Annotated in this window: 15 protein-coding genes; 4 read left to right on the top strand and 11 right to left on the bottom strand. The window is 69.8% G+C overall.

The annotated features are described in order from the left end of the window. Positions 1-107 precede the first annotated feature (107 nt). The 3 genes from AB0F56_RS30190 to AB0F56_RS30180 are packed head-to-tail and all read right to left on the bottom strand — an operon-like array spanning position 108 to position 4,660. A complete protein-coding gene (locus AB0F56_RS30190) occupies positions 108-965 on the bottom strand; it encodes an HAD family hydrolase (protein ID WP_362015360.1) in 858 nt (285 codons plus the stop codon). Between the two features lie 20 nt (positions 966-985). Beyond that, positions 986-3,460: a phosphoribosyltransferase gene (locus AB0F56_RS30185; protein WP_362015238.1), complete on the bottom strand. Its 2,475-nt coding sequence runs from the start codon at positions 3,458-3,460 to the stop codon at positions 986-988. An 18-nt stretch (positions 3,461-3,478) separates the two neighbouring features. Then, a complete protein-coding gene (locus AB0F56_RS30180) occupies positions 3,479-4,660 on the bottom strand; it encodes an HpcH/HpaI aldolase/citrate lyase family protein (protein WP_362015235.1) in 1,182 nt (393 codons plus the stop codon). Positions 4,661-4,861: 201 nt separating this feature from the next. On the opposite strand from AB0F56_RS30180, the gene AB0F56_RS30175 reads away from it, so the two are divergent. Further along, positions 4,862-5,731 carry a TerD family protein gene (locus AB0F56_RS30175; protein WP_362015232.1) on the top strand — a complete coding sequence of 290 codons (870 nt, stop codon included), beginning with the start codon at positions 4,862-4,864 and terminating at the stop codon, positions 5,729-5,731. 9 nt (positions 5,732-5,740) lie between these two features. Here AB0F56_RS30175 and AB0F56_RS30170 read toward each other — a convergent pair whose 3' ends face one another. The 6 genes from AB0F56_RS30170 to AB0F56_RS30145 form a co-directional block, all read right to left on the bottom strand. Continuing rightward, positions 5,741-6,481, bottom strand: coding sequence for a Tellurium resistance (locus AB0F56_RS30170; protein ID WP_362015229.1), 741 nt, complete (start codon positions 6,479-6,481; stop codon positions 5,741-5,743). Positions 6,482-6,577: 96 nt separating this feature from the next. Beyond that, complete coding sequence (locus AB0F56_RS30165; RefSeq protein ID WP_362015227.1) at positions 6,578-7,720, bottom strand: DUF475 domain-containing protein; 1,143 nt, start codon at positions 7,718-7,720, stop codon at positions 6,578-6,580. 29 nt (positions 7,721-7,749) lie between these two features. Continuing rightward, positions 7,750-8,325 carry a TerD family protein gene (locus AB0F56_RS30160; protein ID WP_362015224.1) on the bottom strand — a complete coding sequence of 192 codons (576 nt, stop codon included), beginning with the start codon at positions 8,323-8,325 and terminating at the stop codon, positions 7,750-7,752. A 185-nt stretch (positions 8,326-8,510) separates the two neighbouring features. Beyond that, positions 8,511-9,086 carry a TerD family protein gene (locus AB0F56_RS30155; protein WP_260226644.1) on the bottom strand — a complete coding sequence of 192 codons (576 nt, stop codon included), beginning with the start codon at positions 9,084-9,086 and terminating at the stop codon, positions 8,511-8,513. Between the two features lie 113 nt (positions 9,087-9,199). Then, entirely contained in the window at positions 9,200-9,658 is a 459-nt protein-coding gene (locus AB0F56_RS30150; RefSeq protein ID WP_362015221.1) for a peroxiredoxin, read from the bottom strand. 101 nt (positions 9,659-9,759) lie between these two features. Continuing rightward, on the bottom strand, positions 9,760-10,182 hold the full coding sequence (locus AB0F56_RS30145) for a DUF3052 domain-containing protein (protein ID WP_362015218.1): 423 nt from the start codon (positions 10,180-10,182) through the stop codon (positions 9,760-9,762). A 409-nt stretch (positions 10,183-10,591) separates the two neighbouring features. On the opposite strand from AB0F56_RS30145, the gene aceE reads away from it, so the two are divergent. Beyond that, positions 10,592-13,324, top strand: coding sequence for a pyruvate dehydrogenase (acetyl-transferring), homodimeric type (aceE, locus tag AB0F56_RS30140; protein ID WP_362015215.1), 2,733 nt, complete (start codon positions 10,592-10,594; stop codon positions 13,322-13,324). 66 nt (positions 13,325-13,390) lie between these two features. Further along, the gene (locus AB0F56_RS30135; RefSeq protein ID WP_362015212.1) at positions 13,391-14,179 is read left to right on the top strand and encodes an ion channel; all 789 of its coding nucleotides are present in this window, start codon (positions 13,391-13,393) and stop codon (positions 14,177-14,179) included. Here the strand turns inward: AB0F56_RS30135 and AB0F56_RS30130 are convergent. Further along, positions 14,160-14,555 (bottom strand): peptidase inhibitor family I36 protein, encoded by a 396-nt coding sequence (locus tag AB0F56_RS30130; RefSeq protein ID WP_362015210.1) that lies wholly within the window; start codon positions 14,553-14,555, stop codon positions 14,160-14,162. The genes AB0F56_RS30135 and AB0F56_RS30130 overlap by 20 nt on opposite strands. 184 nt (positions 14,556-14,739) lie before the next feature. Next, the gene (locus tag AB0F56_RS30125) at positions 14,740-16,362 is read right to left on the bottom strand and encodes an MFS transporter (protein ID WP_362015207.1); all 1,623 of its coding nucleotides are present in this window, start codon (positions 16,360-16,362) and stop codon (positions 14,740-14,742) included. A 126-nt stretch (positions 16,363-16,488) separates the two neighbouring features. Here AB0F56_RS30125 and AB0F56_RS30120 point away from each other — a divergent pair, with 126 nt between their 5' ends. After that, entirely contained in the window at positions 16,489-17,118 is a 630-nt protein-coding gene (locus AB0F56_RS30120; protein ID WP_362015205.1) for a TetR family transcriptional regulator, read from the top strand. Positions 17,119-17,143: the final 25 nt, after the last annotated feature.

The raw sequence follows: 17,143 nt of genomic DNA, 5'->3' as shown, positions 1-17,143 counted from the left end.
CCCGCCCTGCGGAAAACCGCACTACTGACGCGCTACCGACGCACTACCGACGCACTACCGACTTTCAACGCCCGACTCTTCACGCCTGACTCCTCACGCCTGACTCTTCACGCCTGACTCTTCACGCCCGCCTTCGCCTGCTGCCCGGGCAGCGTGACCGACGCGGCGTGCTCCGCCACCGCCGTACGGAACCGGCGGAGGATCTCCTCCCCGGCCGCCACGCCCCGCTCGGCGAGCACGTCGAGGTGCGGGGCGGTCCAGGACGTGTCGGCCAGCTCGCCGTGGCCCGGGCGCCAGGCGCGGTCGGCGGCGAGCAGCAGGTCCGCGTCGAGGAGCGAGTCTCCGGCGGCCAGGACGAGGCCCGCGCCGCAGCGCCGGGCGACCTCGCGCATCGCCGCGCTCTTGGTGAGCGGCTTCGGCACCGCGTACACCTTGCGGCCCTGGAGCGAGACCGTCCAGCCGCGCTCCTCCGCCCACTCGCCGAACCGCTTCAGCCACTCCTCCGGCATCCGCTCGCGCTCCACCACCAGGTACGCGAACAGGTCCTCGGCCACCCGGTGCTTGCGCACCCAGGACAGGTCGGTGGTCGCGGTGAAGTAGGCGCGGATCTCGGAGAGCGGCGCGCACTCCTCGGCGAGCCGGCGCAGGACGGAGGCGTGCCAGTCGTGGTCGGCGACGCCGTCGACGAGGATGTGCCCGCCGTTGGCGCAGATCGCGTACGCCGGCGCGGTGCCGGGGAGCTGGATCCGCTGGTACTGCTTGCGGGTGCGGGTCGTCGTGGGGACGAAGACGGCCTCGGCGGCCAGCTGTTCGAGGAGTCCGGCCGCCTCCTCGGTCAGGTACGAGAGCGGCTTCGACTCGTGCACCTCGACGCTCAGCAGCCGGGGCGCCTGCGCGTCCGGCATGCCGAGCGCGAGCGCGGCAGAGGAGTAGATCAGCGTGCGGTCGAGGTCGCTCGCGACCATCACCGTGCTGTTCACCGAAGTCACTGCGCAACCACCGTCTTTCCGTCGGCGCCCGTGGCGCCCCTTGTGAACTGGGGATGGATCAGGCCCACGCAGGTGTACGGCAGTCCGTCGACCTCCTCGACGGGGACTCCGCGCTGCTCGGCGAGGAGGCGTACGTGGGCGAGGTCGGCGCCCGCGCCGCGCTTCGCGAGGATCTTCCAGGGGACGCGGCGGAGCAGGACCCGGGTGGTCTCGCCGACGCCGGGCTTGACCAGGTTGATGTCGTGGATGCCGTACTCCTCGCTGATCCGCTCGACGGCCGCCCAGCCCTCCCAGGTGGGCGTGCGGTCGGCAGCGAGGAGCTCCTTGACTGCGGTGTCGACGTCCTCGGCGACGTCGTCGTAGTGGGCGGCGACGGCGTCGAGGAAGGCGTTCGAGACGTCGGCGCCGGCCAGTTCGCGGTAGAACTTGCCGCCGTGGAAGTCGTCCGGTCCGACGAGGTCGGCGCGGAGGACGGTCCTCGATATCAGGCCGGAGACGGTCGAGTTGAGGCAGGCGGAGGGGATGAGGAAGTCCTCGCGGGTGCCGTAGGTGCGGACGCAGGAGCCGGGGTCGGCGAGGACCGCGATCTCCGGGTCGAATCCGGGGAACGCGCGGAGCGCCTCGGCCAGTTCGCGGGTGATGGCGCCCTTGCCGGTCCAGCCGTCGACGAAGACGACGTCGGCCGGGTCGTGGTGGGCGGCGAGCCAGCGCAGCGCGTTGGCGTCGATGCCGCGGCCGCGGACGATGGAGACGGCGTAGTGGGGCAGTTCGAGGCCGTGCCGGGCCTGGGCCCAGCGGCGCATGAGGACGCCGACAGGGGTACCGGCCCGGGCGAGGGAGACGAGCACGGGCGTGCCCTTCTTCTCCGCGAGGACGGTCTCGGTGACGGTGCCGACCGCGCGGGCGATCCGGGCGGCGGAGGTCTCCAGCGCGGCGTGGAAGAGCTCCTGGTACTGGTCGCTCGGCTGGTACTCGACCGGCAGCGACTCGGCGTAGTGGGCGCCGCCGCTCTGGATGGCCTCCTCGCGCTCCTCGGTCGGGGCCTCGAGCTCGACGTCCGAGAGGTCCTGGAGCAGCCAGCCGACCTCCTCGGGGGCGTACGAGGAGAAGGCGGGGCCGCGGAGGGGCTCGGACAGCATGGAGCTCCTTTCGGGAGCTTCGGTGGCGGGAGCGGATGCGTGCGCGGGTACGTACGACGGGACCACCGCGAGGACCACCCGCGGGATGTGGCCGGCCAGCTGGGCCAGCAGGCCGTCCTCGGCGTGGAGCTCCGGGGTGTCGGCGACCGAGTCGACGACGGCCACGACCGCGTCGAAGCCGGCGCCGGCCACGTTGTACGCGTACCGCTCGCCGGGGCCGTCGGCGGGCGTGTCGTGGGCGGGGAAGACGAGCCGGGTCCGTATCGCGTAGCCCGGGTCGTCGACCGCGAGGACGGGCGAGCGGGTGGTCGTGGAGTACGAGACGTCCCGTCCGGCCCGTTCCAGGGCGACGGCGAGCCGCAGCGGCGCGTACATCAGCTCCTCGAAGCCGAGCACGAGCACCCGCCGCGCGCTCCCGAGGGCCGCGTCGAGGCGCTCGGTCATGGCGGGCAGGGCCTCGTCCAGGGCGGCGGCGTGGGGCGCGCGGAAGCCGTGCCGACCGCCGTCCGGGACGTCGGCGGGCCAGCCGAGGTCGACCCGTACGGGGGCCGTGCGGGGCGTCCGGGGCTGCGGGACGGGCGCGGACCCGTACACGGTCTCGTGGGCGGCCTCGTGGGCGGCCGCCTGCTGCGCGGCCTCCTCCGCGGCGACCAGCGCCTGGCCCTTCTCCAGGACCCCCTCCGGGAGCCGTACGGTGCCGGCCGCGCCGGTCACCAGGTCGACGCGGGCGCCGATCTCCTGGGCGAAGCCCGCCAGGCGGCCGAGGTCGGCGGCGGAGCGCATGTCGACGAGGGCCACGACCACGTACCGCTCGCGCGGGTAGCGCTCGTGCAGGTCGCGGATGGTGTTGAGGACGGTGTTGCCGGTGGAGAACTCGTCGTCGACCAGGACAAGCGTGCCGTCACCGGCCAGCAGCTTGGGGTCCTCGGGGAGCAGCAGGTGCGAGGTGGCGTGGGAGTGGGACTCCTCGAAGCCGCCCGCGCTCGGCACGCCGTCCACCGGCCGCCGGGTGGAGTGCAGGTACGGGGCGTGGCCGAGGCCGTCGGCGACCGAGTGGCCGAGGCCGGTGGCCGTCTCCGCGTACCCGAGGACGACGGCCCGCGCGGCCTCCTCGTCGCCGAGCAGCTCGCGCACCCGCAGACCGAGCGAGAAGCCCGCGCCGTGGACGACGCTCGGCCGCTGCGGCACGTGCTTGCCGAGCACGTTGGAGACCAGCAGATGCGCGCGCCTGGGGTTGCGGCGCAGCGCGAGGCCCAGCAGGCCAGGGAGCTGCTCGTCGCCGTCCAGTTCGACGCCGAGTCGCTCGGCGACCCACGTTCCCGACCACACCACGTTCCGGTTCACCTTCCGTCAGCCGGCCAGGCCGGCGGTGAGCAGATCGACGAAGCCGACGTCCTCATGGGCGACGCCGAAGACCTCGGCGCGCATGAGGGTCCGTTCGGCCCACGCGCGATGCGGCTTCACCTCGTTCATCTTGTTCGTGTACGCGGAGCGCAGCACGCCGCCCCCGCCGCGCTCGGGGCGCAGGATGTCCTGCGCGTCGCTGTACTCCTCGTGGGTGACCACGGAGAGTGCGTGCACCGGCACCACGTGCGTGGGGTGGATGCAGGTCTTGCCGAGCAGGCCGTTGGCCCGGTCGAGTTCGATCTCGCGCAGCAGCCCGTCGAGGTCGTGCTCGATGAGCGCGGTGCGCAGGTCCTCGGCGCGGCCCTCCAGGAAGGGGCTGCGGCGCAGCTGGGGCTTGAACATGCGCTCGCCGAGCCGGAAGTACTCCCAGACGGGTCCGGTGATGGTGAAGCCGGTGCCGTCGGAGCGGCCGAGGACGTTGACGACGTCGGCGATGACGTTGGCGACGAGCTGGACGTCGTAGGCCGTCATGTCGGGCGAGCGGCGCAGCCCGTAGGCGGAGCAGAAGTCGGTGACGCCGAGGCGGAGCGCGAGGACCCGGTGGCGGTACTTGTCGACGGTGGTGGCGATGCCGGCGAGGGTCTCGGCGCGGGTCTCCAGGTGGAGCAGCTCGGGCGACTCCAGGACGGGCATGGCGAAGAGTCTTCTGCCGCTCGACCGCTCGGCGGTGGTGAGGGCCTCCAGGAAGGCCCGGCCCCGGGTCTCGGTGAATTTGGGCAGTACGAATCCGGACAGCAGACGGACGGTGTCTCCGAGGCGGCTGACCAGATCGGTGATCTGGTGGGGCTCGCGGACCCGGATGAAGAGCAGGGGTACGTCCGGGCCGCCGGGGTCCGCCTCGGTGAGCCGGGCGAGCTCGGCGAACTGGTGGACGAGGTTGCTCTCGGCGGCCTCCACGTCGGCGTCGGCGATGGAGTCCTCCAGGCACAGCACCATGGAGACGACCCCGCGTGCGGCCTGTTTGCGCACGTCGTCGGCGAGGTGCGGGCGGGTCGCCGGGCTGTAGAGAGTGGCTCCCAGCGCGACGGCGAGCGTGCCCGCGGGGGCGTCCGCCGTGAACTCGGCCGGCTCCTGGTGGAAGAGTCCGGCTCTCGCGGAGGCCGGGATGTGCCCGAAATGACGCATGTGACTCCCCGGACTGCCTCGGTGGGCCCTGACAACATGTGGCCGGTAATAGTACGTAGGTGCGGGTGTCCTTAGTTCCCCTCGTGTATGAAATCCAAGTAACTCGTCCGCATACGTCTCAAGCCTCGCACCTGCCGAGGTGGGACGACGCGCGGTTCGGTACGGCCCCCGCGTTGTCCGGCGGGCGGGCGGGAAGGCAGGATGACGGTCATGACGCACGCGATGCTGAAGGGCTCGAACGTCCCTCTCGACACCGCGGCCGTACGGGCCGTGCTCCGCTGGACCCCGGGCCCCGGGGTCCCCGACGTGGACGCCTCGGCGCTGCTGCTCGGCGCCGACGGGCGCGTGCGCTCCGACGAGGACTTCGTCTTCTACAACCAGCCGCGCCATCCCTCGGGACTGGTGCGCCGGCTGCCGAAGAAGCGGGTGGCCGAGGGGCTGACGGACACCGTGGAGGCCGAGCTCGGCCGGCTCGACCCGTCGGTCGACCAGGTGGTGATCGCGGCCTCCTCGGACGGCGACACCTTCGGCCGCGTCTCCGACCTGCGGATCCTGCTGTACGACGCGACCGCGGCGGACCGGGAGCCGCTGGCCCTGTTCGACGTGAAGGCGGAGACGGGCGAGGAGACCGCCATCATCTGCGGCGAGCTGTACCGGCGCGGGGACGGCTGGAAGTTCCGCGCGGTCGGGCAGGGCTATCCGACGGGTCTCGTCGGTCTCGCCACCGACTTCGGGATCTCCGTCGACGACGGCACGGAGGAGGCCGGTACGGCGCCGGACTCCGGCTCCACACCGGCGCGGGGGCAGGATCGTGCCGCGGCCGTCGACCTCGACGCGACGGTCGTCCAGTCGCCCTCGGCCGGCCCCGGCCCCGTACCGCCGGCGCCGCCGACCGTGCCGCCGCAGCCGACCACTCCCCCGGTCTCCGCCCCGCCCGGCTACGGCTACCCGCAGCCGGTCACGGGCGACCGCCCGGGGTACGGCTACCCGCAGCCCGCCGCTGCCGCCGCGCCCGCCCCCGACCCGAACTTCCGGCTGCCGCCGATGGGACCGCAGTTCGCCCGCCCGTGACACCACCGGTCAGGCCTTGGTCTTGTAGCCGCGCCCCCACTGCAGACCCCAGCCGTAGAGCCGGTCCAGCTCGGCCTGGAAGCCGTACACGAACTTCACCTCGCGGCGGACGATCAGCTCGTCCTTGACCTTCTCGACGCTGAACACGGCACAGGAGCGGGCCTGGGGGGCCCGCTCGTCGAGTTCGATCTCGATCCGCGGCCCGTTGCTGGGGTAGAGCGTCACCTTGGCGTGCGTGCGGTCGAAGGCCGGGGTCTGGTCGTAGATGTAGACGAAGAAGAGCAGCCGCTTGATCTCGTCGCGGTGGTCGAGGTTGACGAATATCGTCTCGCCGGACGAGCCGCCGAACCGGTCGTCGCCGCTCAGGTTCACGTACGGCGGGCCGTTCAGCGAGCCGAAGAAGCTGCCGAGCGGCTGGACGACGCCCTTGCTGCCGTCGGCCAGCTCGTACAGGCAGCCGAGGTCCAGGTCGACGTTGACCATGCTCTGGGTGTGCGCCTGGACGACCTCGGGCTTGAAGAGCTTCGAGGGGTGGCGCAGCAGCTGGCCGCTCTGCCGGGAGCGGCCCTCGATGTCGGAGGTGCGCATCCGCCAGGAGAGGTTGACGCGCAGATTGCCGGTGGCGGCGCCCTGTTGGGTGAGGGAGACCGTCGGCCGGCGCTTGGTGAGATCGATGGTGTTGCTGGCGGCGCTGCCCGAATCGAACTGCGCCCACGCCCTCCCCGGAAAAAGGCCGTCCCAGAAGCCCATACGCCCCACCCCCCACTCGGAAACCCGGTCGTACGCCGCGGGGCGGCCGGGTGCACCGGCCGCCCCGCAGTGAAGCGTTCCTCATTGCCGGGGGTGTCACACCCCGGACGACACCTCGGTCTTGCCCGAGGAGTCAGCTTTTCCCTCGGCCGCCGCGAGGGCCTTGTTGCGGCGCACGGAGGACCAGAACGACCAGCCGATGAGGGCGACACCGATGAGGCCGGTGACGAGCTCGGGGATCTGGTACCGGATGCTGACCATCAGGATCAGGGCGAGAGCGCCGATGGCGTAGTGGGCGCCGTGCTCCAGGTAGACGTAGTCGTCGAGGGTGCCCTGGCGGACCAGGTAGACCGTCAGCGAACGGACGTACATGGCACCGACGCCGAGGCCGAGCGCCATGAGGACGATGTCGTTGGTGATGGCGAAGGCGCCGATGACACCGTCGAAGGAGAACGACGCGTCGAGGACCTCGAGGTAGAGGAACATGAAGAAGGCGGCCTTGCCGGCCAGCTGCACGGCGGAGACCTTCTTGCCGCTGCGCTTGGCCTCCTCCTCGGCCTCGTGCTCGCGCTCCTCTTCCTCCTCCAGCTTGTTCTCGAAGAAGCCGGAGAGACCGCCGACGATCAGGTACGTGATGAGACCGAAGACGCCGGAGAGCAGGACGGTCGACGTCTTGTCGGCGTGTCCGGCGTGCTGGTGGGCCTGGGTCGCGAAGGTCATGGCGCTGATCGCCAGGACGATCAGGGCGATGCAGACCGACAGCATGTCGATCTTGCCGAGCTTGGCAAGCGGCCGCTCCAGCCAGCCGAGCCACTTGATGTCACGGTCCTCGAAGATGAAGTCGAGGAAGATCATCAGCAGGAACATTCCACCGAAGGCCGCGATCGAGGGGTGCGCGTCGGTGACGAGCTGCTCGTAGCGCTCGGCGTCGTTGAACGCGAGATCGACGGCCTCGATCGGGCCGATCTTGGCGCTGATCGCGACGATGACGACGGGGAAGACCAGCCGCATGCCGAAGACGGCGATCAGGATGCCGATCGTGAGGAAGATCTTCTGCCAGAAGGCATTCATCTTCTTCAGGATTCCGGCGTTGACCACCGCGTTGTCGAAAGACAGCGAGATCTCGAGGACGCACAGGATCGCGACGATCCCGAACGCTTCCCACCCCCCGTAGAGCACCGCTGCGACCAGTCCGAGCGCCGTGATGGCGAACGACCAGCCGAAGGTTTTCAGTACCACTGTCTACCCCATCGTGTAATTACGCGGCTTTACGAAACGTTGACCCCGAAGTCTAGAGCGATGCCCCGGAGGCCGGACGCGTACCCCTGTCCGACCGCCCGGAACTTCCATTCGCCGCCGTACCGGTACAGCTCGCCGAAGATCATCGCGGTCTCGGTGGAGGCGTCCTCGGAGAGGTCGTAACGGGCGAGTTCCTGGCCGTCCGCGCGGTTCACGACGCGAATGAAGGCATTGCTGACCTGGCCGAAGGTCTGGCCGCGGTTGTCGGCCTCGTGGATCGAGACCGGGAAGACGATCTTGTCGCAGTGGGCCGGGACCTTGACCAGGTCCACGATGAGCGACTCGTCGTCGCCGTCACCCTCGCCGGTGAGGTTGTCGCCGGTGTGTTCGACGGAGCCCTCGGGGCTCTTGAGGTTGTTGTAGAAGACGAAGAACTCGTCTCCCATCACCCGGCCCGACTGGCACAGCAGGGCGCTGGCGTCGAGGTCGAAGGGGGCTCCGGTGGTGGAGCGCGCGTCCCAGCCGAGGCCGACCAGCACCTGGGTGAGGTTGGGTGCGGCCTTGGAGAGGGAGACATTGCCTCCCTTGGCGAGCGTGACGCCCATGTGTGTGTCCTCCCCGGTGAAGCTGCGGTGTGCCCGCTGATGGTCCTGCTGGTGTCCTGCTGGGTCGTGCTCGCGGTCCTGTTCGGGGGCCCGCTGCGTCCTGCTGGTCCTACTGGGTTTCTGCTGGTGAGGCACGTCCGGCGCCGCACGGAGTGTGCGGCGCCGGACGTTCAGTGCTGCGCGACTCAGACGTTGACGCCGAAGTCGGCGGCGATGCCGCGCAGGCCCGAGGCGTAGCCCTGGCCGACCGCGCGGAACTTCCACTCGTCGCCGTTGCGGTACAGCTCGCCGAAGACCATGGCGGTCTCGGTCGAGGCGTCCTCCGAGAGGTCGTAACGGGCGATCTCGGCGCCGCCGGCCTGGTTCACGACGCGGATGAACGCGTTGCGGACCTGGCCGAAGGACTGCTGGCGGTTCTCGGCGTCGTAGATCGAGACCGGGAAGACGATCTTGGCGACATCGGCGGGCACGGTGGCCAGGCTGACCTTGACCTGCTCGTCGTCGCCCTCGCCCTCGCCGGTGAGGTTGTCACCGGTGTGCTCGACCGAGCCGTCGGCGCTCTTCAGGTTGTTGAAGAACACGAAGTCCTGGTCGTTGCGGACCTTGCCCTCCGGGCTGACCAGGATGGCGCTGGCGTCGAGGTCGAAGTCCGTACCGGTGGTGGTGCGGACGTCCCAGCCCAGACCGACGGTGACGGCGGTCAGGCCAGGGGCCTCCTTGGTCAGCGAGACGTTGCCGCCCTTGCTGAGGCTGACTCCCACGAGTCCCTCCATGTGGTTTCCAGGGGCAGCGCCCCCGTCGTGCGTTGGCATTCGGATCAACGAGTGGATCCTAGTGACGGGTTCCCGGCCTGGACAGACGATTCGCCCGGATCTCAGAGAGTGTCGAGCGCCTTGACGTAGTCGTCGATGTCGCGGGCGTCCGGAAGGTCGTTGACGACGCTCCAGCGGACGACGCCTTCCTTGTCGATGATGAAGGTGCCGCGCACCGCACAGCCCTTGTCCTCGTCGAAGACGCCGTAGGCGCGGGAGGCCTCGCCGTGCTGCCAGAAGTCGGAGAGCAGCGGGTACTCCAAAGCCTCCTGCTCGGCGAAGACGCGCAGGGTGTGGATGGAGTCGGTGGAGACGGCGAGGAGCTGGGTGTCGTCGTTGACGAACTGCGGCTGGTTGTCGCGCAGCTCGCCCAGCTCACCGGCGCAGACGCCGGTGAAGGCGAACGGGTAGAAGAGCAGGACCACGTTCTTCTCGCCGCGGAAGTCGGACAGGCGCACGGTGCGGCCGTGGTTGTCCTTGAGCTCGAACTCCGGGGCCTTGGTCCCGACCTCGATGGCCATGACGGACGTTTTCCCTTCCCTGGGCCGAATCGGTGAGCCCACCCTACGCACGGAGCCCCCGCCGAGCGTATTCGGCGGGGGCTCCGGTGCAGGGTTTTGGATCAGCGCTTCGGGGCGGCCAGGCGGGTGCCCGTCCAGTCCTTCGCGACGCTGATGCTCTTGGTCTGGGAGAGACCAGCGGTCTGCGCGGCATCTTGAATGTCGCTCGGCTCGATGTAGCCGTCGCGACCCGTCTTCGGCGTCAGCAGCCAGATGTTGCCGCCGTCGTCCAGGAAGCCGATGGTGTCCACCAGTGTGTCGGTGAGGTCTCCGTCCTCGTCACGGAACCAGAGCAGGACGGCGTCGGCGACGTCGTCGTAGTCCTCGTCCACGAGGTCCGAACCGATGGTGGACTCGATGCCTTCACGGAGATCGAAGTCGACGTCTTCGTCGTAACCGATCTCCTGGACCACCTGTCCGGGCTCGAACCCCAGCCTCGTGGCCGGGTTGGTCCGCTCCTCCGCGTGGTCCGCGGTCGCGCTCACGGCTTGCCTCCTGATCATGTATCGGAAAATGCTTCAGCCGCACGCGTACGCGCGGCACTGGCCGTAGTCCACACGGGCGGGGCGGATCGCGCAAGTACCCGGCCGCCGAGACCGCCGAAACGGTGACGTTTGGGGCCGTCTCGCCGCATCCTCCAAGTCGGTTCCACTCCGCTCCGTGACATATGGCACACGCTTCGTCCCACTTTGCGAACTTCCGCGGCTTCAGTCTGCCGAACGTCCTGACGAAACGCATGCGCGGGTTGGGCGTAAGGTTGCGATTTGACCCGACCAGGCGCCCGAGAGGGGTTACCCCTCGGTAGAGATGACGTTTGACTCCGACGGGGTACACGATGGACATCCCGGCCGGCGTCCGGCCTCCGTGGGCTCCACCGACAAGTGAAGGAACAGCGTGGCTTCCGGATCCGATCGCAACCCGATCATCATTGGCGGCCTTCCCAGCCAGGTCCCGGATTTTGATCCCGAAGAGACCCAGGAATGGCTCGACTCCCTCGACGCGGCCGTCGACGAGCGGGGTCGCGAGCGAGCCCGCTATCTGATGCTCCGGCTCATCGAGCGCGCCCGCGAGAAGCGCGTCGCCGTGCCGGAGATGCGCAGCACGGACTACGTCAACACCATCGCGACCAAGGACGAGCCGTTCTTCCCGGGCAACGAGGAGATCGAGCGCAAGGTCCTCAACGCGACCCGTTGGAACGCGGCGGTCATGGTCTCGCGCGCCCAGCGCCCGGGCATCGGGGTCGGCGGCCACATCGCCACCTTCGCCTCCTCCGCCTCGCTGTACGACGTCGGCTTCAACCACTTCTTCCGGGGCAAGGACGAGGGCGACGGCGGCGACCAGATCTTCTTCCAGGGCCACGCCTCGCCCGGCATCTACGCCCGCGCCTATCTGCTCGACCGGCTCGGCGAGACCCAGCTCGACGCGTTCCGCCAGGAGAAGTCGAAGTTCCCGAACGGTCTCTCCTCGTACCCGCACCCGCGGCTCATGCCGGACTTCTGGGAGTTCCCGACCGTCTCGATGGGCCTCGGCCCGCTCGGCGCGATCTACCAGGCCCGGATGAACCGCTACATGGAGGCGCGCGGCATCGCCGACACCTCCAAGTCGCACGTCTGGGCGTTCCTCGGCGACGGCGAGATGGACGAGCCGGAGTCGCTCGGCCAGCTGTCCATCGCGGCCCGTGAGGGCCTGGACAACCTGACCTTCGTCGTCAACTGCAACCTCCAGCGCCTCGACGGCCCGGTGCGCGGCAACGGCAAGATCATCCAGGAGCTGGAGTCGCAGTTCCGCGGCGCCGGCTGGAACGTGATCAAGCTCATCTGGGACCGCTCCTGGGACCCGCTGCTCGCCCAGGACCGCGACGGCATCCTGGTCAACAAGCTGAACACCACGCCCGACGGCCAGTTCCAGACGTACGCCACGGAGACCGGCGCGTACATCCGCGACCACTTCTTCGGCGACGACCAGCGACTGCGCTCGATGGTCGAGTCCATGACGGACCACCAGATCCTGCACCTGGGCCGCGGCGGTCACGACCACAAGAAGATCTTCGCGGCCTTCGCGGCGGCCAAGGCCCACAAGGGCCAGCCGACCGTCGTCCTCGCGCAGACCGTCAAGGGCTGGACGCTCGGCCCGAACTTCGAGGGCCGCAACGCGACCCACCAGATGAAGAAGCTGACGGTCGACGACCTCAAGCGCTTCCGCGACCGGCTGCACATCCCGATCACGGACGCGCAGCTGGAGAACGGCGCGCCGCCGTACTACCACCCGGGCCGGAACTCCGAGGAGATCCAGTACATGCACGACCGCCGCAAGGCGCTCGGCGGGTACGTGCCGACCCGTGTCGTGCGGGCGAAGCCGCTGGTCCTCCCCGAGGAGAAGACCTACGCCCCGGTGAAGAAGGGCTCCGGCCAGCAGTCGATCGCCACCACGATGGCCTTCGTCCGGCTGCTCAAGGACCTCATGCGGGACAAGGAGATCGGCAAGCGGTTCGTGCTGATCGCCCCCGACGAGTACCGCACGTTCGGCATGGACTCGTTCTTCCCGAGCGCCAAGATCTACAACCCGCTGGGCCAGCAGTACGAGGCCGTGGACCGCGAACTGCTCCTCGCGTACAAGGAGTCCCCGACCGGCCAGATGCTGCACGACGGCATCTCCGAGGCCGGCTGCACGGCCTCGCTGATCGCGGCCGGTTCGGCGTACGCCACGCACGGCGAGCCGCTGATCCCGGTCTATGTCTTCTACTCGATGTTCGGTTTCCAGCGGACCGGCGACCAGTTCTGGCAGATGGCCGACCAGCTCGCGCGCGGCTTCGTGCTCGGCGCCACCGCCGGCCGTACGACGCTGACCGGTGAGGGCCTCCAGCACGCGGACGGCCACTCGCACCTGCTGGCATCGACCAACCCGGGCTGCGTCGCCTACGACCCGGCGTTCGGTTTCGAGATCGCGCACATCGTCCAGGACGGCCTGAAGAGGATGTACGGCCCCGACGCCGAGGACGTCTTCTACTACCTGACGGTCTACAACGAGCCGATCCAGCACCCGGCCGAGCCCGAGAACGTGGACGCCGACGGCATCCTCAAGGGCATCTACCGCTACAAGGCGGGCGAGGGCGGCGCGATCCCCGCGCAGATCATGGCCTCCGGTGTCGCCGTGCCGTGGGCGGTGGAGGCGCAGCGGATCCTCGCCGAGGAGTGGAACGTCCGCGCCGACGTCTGGTCGGCCACGTCCTGGAACGAGCTGCGCCGCGAGGCCGTGGAGGTCGACCGGCACAACCTGCTCCACCCGGAGGAGGAGCAGCAGGTCCCGTACGTGACGCGCAAGCTGTCCTCCGCGCAGGGCCCGTTCGTCGCCGTCTCCGACTGGATGCGCTCGGTCCCGGACCAGATCTCCCGCTGGGTGCCCGGCACGTACACCTCGCTCGGCGCCGACGGCTTCGGCTTCGCGGACACCCGGGGAGCGGCCCGCCGCTTCTTCCACATCGACGCCCAGTCGATCGTGCTCGCGGTCCTCACCGAACTCGCCCGCGAGGGCAAGGTCGACCGGTCGGCCCTCAAGCAGGCCATCGACCGCTACCAGCTGCTCGACGTCGCGGCCGCCGACCCGGGCGCGGCGGGCGGCGACGCGTAGCGGCGTACTCGTGGGGTGTGGGTGCGGGGGACAGTGCGCCCCCGCACCCCCCATACGATTCCCGGCATGAAGGAAAGCTGGGAGAAGCGCACCCAGACGCCACTGCTGATCATGGCAGTGGCGTTCGGCGTCGCGTACGCCGTACCGATCGTGGCGCCGGACGCGAACCCCTGGATCCACGAACTCTGCCTCGCGGTGGAGTGGGTGGTGTGGGGCACGTTCGCCCTCGACTACGCCGTACGACTGGCGCTCGCTCCTAGCAAGCGGCACTTCGTCCGCCACCACCCGCTGGACCTGCTGGCCGTGGTGCTGCCTCTGGTGCAGCCGCTGCGGCTGCTGCGCTTGGTCTCGACGCTCCTCCTCGTGGGCCGGCGGGCCCGGATGGCCCCGCAGATAACGCTCACCACCTATGTGGCGGGCGCGGTGGTCGGGCTGATGATGTTCGGCTCGCTGGCCGTGCTCCATGTGGAGCGGTCCGCCCCGGACGGCAACATCAAGACCCTCGGCGACGCCGTCTGGTGGTCGTTCACGACGATGACGACCGTGGGGTACGGAGATCACGCCCCCACCACGGGACTCGGCCGCGTCCTCGCGGTGGGGCTGATGCTCTCCGGGATCGCCCTCCTCGGTGTGGTGACCGCCAACATCGCGGCCTGGTTCATCTCCCGCTTCGAGCGGGACGACGCCGTCGAGCGCCGGCAGACCGAACTCCTGGAGGCGCTGACCATGGAGGTCCGGGAGCTGCGCGCCGAGGTGTCCCGGCTCTCCGCCCCGGCTCCCGCGGCGAGCGCGGTGCCGAGCGCCGTGCCGCCGCAGGGGGAGATCCTCGCAGGGCCTAGCGCTCCCAGATCTTGAAGGCTCTGACCTGGTACGGCGTCTGGGGCACCCATGTCCCGCGCCCCGGGTAGGTCTCGAACTCGCCCGTCTCCGCGCACTCCGCGGACTGGTACGTGGTGACCGGCCGCCCCGTCCGGTTGGCGAGGGCCCGGGCGCTCGCGCCCGCGGGCAGGGCGACACAGCTCTCGATGTCGGTGTCGGCCAGCTCGTGCGTCCATGCCGGGCCCCGGAAGTCCTCCTTGGGCCAGAGGCAGAGCTGCCCGGGTCCGCAGGCGCCGAGCTTGGGTGCGGGAGCCGCGGCGGCAGCGGCAGCCGCAGGTAGGGCGGTGCCCGCCGTCAGCACGATGGCGGCCAGTGCGGCCAGGAGTGCGTAGGCCGGTCGTGCGTGCTTCATTTCCATGTCGGTGAACCCCCCGTTTCGTCACTCTCCGTAATCAGAACTCTGACGGACGTCACCGCCTGTTGGGAAGAGGCCAAGGCTTGATTCACCCGGACAGGTGAAAGCCCCGCCGGACGAACGCCCGGCGGGGCTTTCACCTGCGTACAGGGGCTTTCACCTGCGTACCAAAAACGCCAGGTCAGATGTGGGCCGCGCCCGCACCCGCCTCCGCGTTCTCGCCGCGCTTGGTCAGCGTGGCGACCAGGGCCGCGACGACGGCGACGACGCCGGCGACGGTGAACGCGAGGCCCATGCCGTCCAGGAAGGTGCCGTGGATGACGCCGCCGATCCGGTCGAGCATGTCCGGGGTCATGTTGGGCGCCTTCGCCAGCTCCTGCGGGACCATGCCGAACTCGGCGGCCTCCTCGAGACCCGGCGCGGGAGCGCCCGGGATCCCGGCGGCCGTCCAGTTGTCCGCGAACGCGCTGGAGACCTTGGAGGACATGACCGCGCCGAGCACCGCCGTACCGAGCGCGCCGCCGACCTGCATCGCGGCCTGCTGCAGACCGCCGGCCACACCGGAGAGCTCCAGCGGGGCGTTGCCGACGATGACCTCGGTCGCACCGACCATGACCGGGGCGAGGCCCAGGCCGAGCAGCGCGAACCAGAGCGACATCGTGAACGTACCGGTCTCCGCGGAGAGCGACATCATGCCGAACATCGCCGCGGCGGTGGCGACCATGCCGCCCACCAGCGGGATGCGCGGGCCGAACCGGGTGATCAGCGCACCGGCCAGCGGCGAGGAGACGATCATCATCGCCGTCAGCGGCAGCAGGTGCAGACCGCTGTCGATCGGGCTCAGGCCCTTGACGCCCTGGAGGTAGAACGTCACGAAGAACAGGCCGCCCATGAAGGCGAAGGCCATGAGCACCATCAGCACCACACCCGCGCTGAGCGGGACGGAGCGGAACATGGCCAGCGGGATGAGCGGCTCCTTGACCTTCGTCTGCCAGAGGGCGAAGACGAAGAAGAGCAGGACCGAGGCGCCCAGGCAGCCCCAGGTCTTGCCGCCGGTCCAGCCCCACTCGGCACCGGCGTTGATGAGGCCCCAGACCAGGGACCCCATCGCACCGGAGAGCAGCACGATGCCGAAGATGTCGAAGGAGCGCGGGGCGTTCTCGGCGCGGTGGTCCTTGAGGATCACCAGGCCGAGCACCAGCGCGAGGACACCGACCGGCACGTTGATGAAGAAGACCGACTGCCAGCTGACGTGCTCGACGAGGAAGCCGCCGAGGATCGGGCCACCGGCCGTCGAGGCGCCGATGACCATGCCCCAGATGCCGATGGCCATGTTCAGCTTCTCGGCGGGGAAGGTGGCGCGCAGCAGGCCGAGCGCGGCCGGCATCAGCAGGGCGCCGAAGAGGCCCTGCAGCACGCGGAAGGCGATGACGAGGCCGATCGAGTCCGAGAGGCCGATCGCCCCGGACGCGGCGGCGAAGCCCGCGATGCCGATGAGGAAGGTCTGGCGGTGGCCGAAACGGTCACCGAGCTTGCCGGCCGTGATCAGGGCGACGGCGAGCGCGAGGAGGTAGCCGTTGGTGATCCACTGGAGCTGGTCGAGCGTGGCTCCGAGGTCGGCCTGGATGGCCGGGTTGGCGATCGCGACGATGGTGCCGTCGAGCGCCACCATCATCACGCCGGCGGCGACGGCGAACAGGGTCAGCCAGGGGTGGCCGCGCAGGCCTTTCGACGGAGCCGGGGCGGGGCTCCGGTCACCCCCCTGACCCTGCGGGGCCTTTTCCACGGTGGTCTGACTAGTCATGCGAAAGAGGCTAGTGTCAGCGACTGACAATTGACAAAGCAATTCATGCGACAGTAACTGTCACTTAGCTCACAGGTACGCTGAGCAGCACGAAGCGACGGAAAGTGGCGGAAAGGGGGCCAGCGGGTGACGATTGCCGGTCTGCGGGAGCGGAAGAAGCAGCGCACACGGAACGCGCTGCTCCGAGTGGCCCTGGAGCTCTTCACGACCCAGGGGTACGAGCAGACCACCGTGGACGAGATCGCCGACGCGGTCGAGGTCTCCCAGCGCACGTTCTTCCGCTACTTCGCCTCCAAGGAGGAAGTCGCCTTCGCCGTCCAGCAGACGGTCGAGGAGCGCTTCGTCCAGGCCCTGGCGGAGCGGCCGCCCGAGGAGGGCCCGCTCGACGCCCTGCGCAACGCGGTGCTCTCCGCCTGGGACAGCATCGGCGAGGCGATCATGGAGGTCGTGCCCGTCGAGCTGTATCTGCGGACCTTCCAGATGATCGAGTCGACCCCGTCCCTACTCGCCACGCACCTGCGCCGCTCCATGGAGATGGAGGAGGCCGTCGCCCGCCTCGTCGCCGCGCGCGAGGGCGTCGACGTGGACGGGGACCCGCGGCCGAGGATCGTGGTCGCCGCGTTCAGCGGCGTCATGCGGGTGACGGGCCAGCTCTGGGGCCGGGGTACGGACCTGAGCCTGGAGGGCATCCGCGCTCTGACCGAGGACTACATGGACCACCTGGGGCCGGCGCTGGCGCGGGACTGGCGGAGCTGACGTACCCGCGAGCTCGCGAGTTCGC

Source organism: Streptomyces sp. NPDC026092 (assembly GCF_040638605.1).
In the GTDB taxonomy this organism is placed as follows: domain Bacteria; phylum Actinomycetota; class Actinomycetes; order Streptomycetales; family Streptomycetaceae; genus Streptomyces.
This window is presented reverse-complemented; position numbering and strand designations above follow the sequence as displayed.